Raw genomic sequence first — 2,822 nt, 5'->3', positions numbered from 1 at the left:
GGGCAGATCCAGCGTCCCGTGAATCGAATTGTCCTCGAAAAGACGGCTAACAAGCTCTGGAAACTTCCGGACCCCGAGCGTCTGGTTTCGATCCCGGCGCTCAAGGACCGAAAGCTGATCACCTCGCTCGAGGACGGCGAGCTCGGTGAATCACTCACCGAAACTCTTCACCTGCTCACACCCCACCTTCAAGCGACGCACGGGGTGTCTCTTGCGACCCTGTGGGCGTCTGCTGAGGCTCTCCTTGGCCGAACCCAGCAGGGTGGACATCTCGTGGCACACCGCATGGCATCGATCATCACTTGCGCGTACCCTCGCACCCTCGCTGATGATCTATATCGTCGGGTCAAGAAGTTGAGCAAGGCCGGCAGGCAGTTCCCGTGCCGGACCGACTCGTTCGCGAGTTTCTCGAAGGGGTTGCGTCCAATAGCGTGGTGTACGGATCCGGTGGCCACGTCGCTGTGAATGTGGCGACGGTCACCGTGTGATCCTTCGAGAGAACTCTTCACATCCGTCTCGAAAGGAACCACGACGATGACCGTCGTACCAAGTATCGACCCTGCCCGCTTCCTCGATGAGCAGCTGTCCCAGGCGTCCCCGGATCTGCTGCGGGAGATGCTGTCCACCTTCATCAACGCGTTGCTTTCCGCGGACGCCGACCAGGTCTGCGGCGCCTCCTACGGCACCGTGTCCGACGACCGGGTGAACCGTCGCAACGGGTACCGGCACCGCGACTTCGACACCCGCGCCGGCACGATCGACGTGAAGATCCCGAAGCTACGGGCGGGCACCTACTTCCCGGAGTGGCTGCTCGAGCGCCGCCGCCGGGCGGAGGCCGCGCTGACCACGGTGGTCGCGACCAGCTACCTCCTCGGCGTGTCCACCCGCCGGATGGAGGACCTCGTCAAGACGCTCGGGATCACCGGGCTGTCGAAGTCGCAGGTGTCCGAGATGGCGAAGGACCTCGACGAGCAGGTCGAGCAGTTCCGCACCCGCCCGCTCGACCAGGGCCCCTACACGTTCGTTGCCGCGGACGCGCTCACGATGAGGGTCCGGGAGGGCGGCCGTGTCGTGAAGGTCGCGGTGCTCGTGGCGACCGGGGTGAACGCGGACGGCTACCGCGAGATCCTGGGTCTGCAGGTCACCTCCACCGAGGACGGCGCCGGCTGGCTGAGCTTCTTCCGCGACCTCGTCGCCCGCGGCCTGAACGGGGTGAAGCTTGTCATCAGCGACGCGCACGCCGGGCTTGTCGCCGCGGCCGGCGCGACCCTCGGCGGCAGCTGGCAACGCTGCCGCACCCACTACGCCGCGAACCTGATGTCCGTGACCCCGAAGAGCTCGTGGCCGTGGGTGAAGACGCTGCTGCAGACCGTGTTCGACCAGCCCGACAAGGAATCCGTCAACGCCCAGTTCGACCGCGTCCTGGACGCCCTCGAACACAAGCTCCCGCGCAGCTTCGAACACCTCGAGGCCGCCCGCGACGAGATCCTCGCGTTCACCGCCTTCCCGAAAGAGATCTGGAAGCAGATCTGGTCCAATAACCCGAACGAGCGCCTCAACCGAGAGATCCGCCGCCGCACCGACGTCGTCGGCATCTTCCCCAACCGCGACAGCATCATTCGCCTCGTCGGCGCCGTCCTGGCCGAACAGCACGACGAATGGACCGAGCAACGCCGCTACCTCGGCCTCGAAGCCCTCGCCAAAGCCCGCCGCGTCGGCGAACCCGAACCCGCCCCCGAGGAGGTGACCGAACCCGATCTCCAAGCCCTCACCGCCTGACCCCAAACCATCGAAGGATCACGAATCAGATACACCACTCAAAAGGACTTGACCCTCGAAGGATCTCATGGTGAACGAGCTGGAGTTCACCGACCTGACAGACATTGCCGCGTACTACCGATACCGCGCCGTGATTGATGATCCGAAGACAGTCCTCAAGCGTGTGAGGCAGTACCTCACGACGCTGTTCCTGCGCGTGTACTACCACCGCAACTTCGTGATGCATGCCGGCAAGACGAGCAATGTCTCGCTCGAGGCGGTGTCCGGCCTTGCGCCGTCTCTGGTCGCTGCAGGGGTAAACGAGATGGTGAGTGGCCTAGCACGAGGCTTGACGCCTCATGCCCTTGCGGATCGTGCCTCGATCGAGTTGGACCTTCTGGGTACAGACGCCAGCAGGCCGGTACTGAGCCTGCTCGGCTGACGGAGTGCGTCGGCGCTACTTGCGCGCTACACAACGAACGGGCGTCCGCCCTCATCGATAGTGTTTCCGCGTGGGCCACAAAGAACCGATGACGATCGCTACCGCGCTGAAGCTGATCCAGAAGAACGAGTTGATCCTCCCCGCGATCCAGCGTGAGTATGTCTGGAAGCCGTCGCAGGTCATCAAGATCTTCGACTCCGTTCTGCGCGGATACCCGGTCGGCAGCTTCCTGTCCTGGAAGGTGCTACCTGAGACTGTGGGCGCCTTCAAGTTCTACGGGTTTCTGAAGGACTACAGCGGCTACGACAAGAAGCACAACCCGGTGGTCGATATCCCGACCGATCGAGAGGTGATCGCTGTTCTCGACGGCCAGCAGCGGCTCACCTCGCTGAACATCGGACTGCGGGGCACCTACGCCTACCGCAACCCGCGCGCGTGGGCGAACAAGGCGTGGTCGTACCCCGAGCGGCGGCTTTACCTGAACCTGCTTGGCGAGGCGCCCGAGAACGAGGCTGGTCTGAAGTACCACCTTGCGTTCCTTCCCAAGGAGCAGATCACGCAAGCCGCCGAGGACGACGCGAAGAAGTGGTTCCCCGTGAGCGACATCTTCGACGCCAGCGAG

The 2,822-nt window shown here is 63.9% G+C and carries 4 protein-coding genes; all 4 read left to right on the top strand.

The genetic code is table 11. The annotated features are described in order from the left end of the window. The coding region (locus tag ACPYN4_RS15420) for a hypothetical protein (protein WP_424446867.1) at positions 1–465 on the top strand (465 nt) is incomplete at its 5' end. A 69-nt stretch (positions 466–534) separates the two neighbouring features. After that, positions 535–1,779, top strand: coding sequence for an IS256 family transposase (locus ACPYN4_RS15415; RefSeq protein WP_239282848.1), 1,245 nt, complete (start codon positions 535–537; stop codon positions 1,777–1,779). Between the two features lie 70 nt (positions 1,780–1,849). Continuing rightward, on the top strand, positions 1,850–2,200 hold the full coding sequence (locus ACPYN4_RS15410; RefSeq protein ID WP_424446866.1) for a hypothetical protein: 351 nt from the start codon (positions 1,850–1,852) through the stop codon (positions 2,198–2,200). Positions 2,201–2,288: 88 nt separating this feature from the next. Further along, on the top strand, positions 2,289–2,822 hold a 534-nt coding region (locus ACPYN4_RS15405; protein ID WP_424446865.1), incomplete at its 3' end, for a DUF262 domain-containing protein.

It is taken from the genome of Microbacterium sp. CH-015 (assembly GCF_049707015.1).
Lineage (GTDB): Bacteria > Actinomycetota > Actinomycetes > Actinomycetales > Microbacteriaceae > Microbacterium > Microbacterium aurum.
Note: the sequence above shows the minus strand (reverse complement) of the source record. Positions and strands in the feature narration are given on the sequence as shown.

Excerpts from the sequence above, each read along its gene's own strand:
- ACPYN4_RS15415 (WP_239282848.1), top strand. The coding sequence starts at position 535 with ATGACCGTCGTACCAAGTATCGACCCTGCCCGCTTCCTCGATGAGCAG.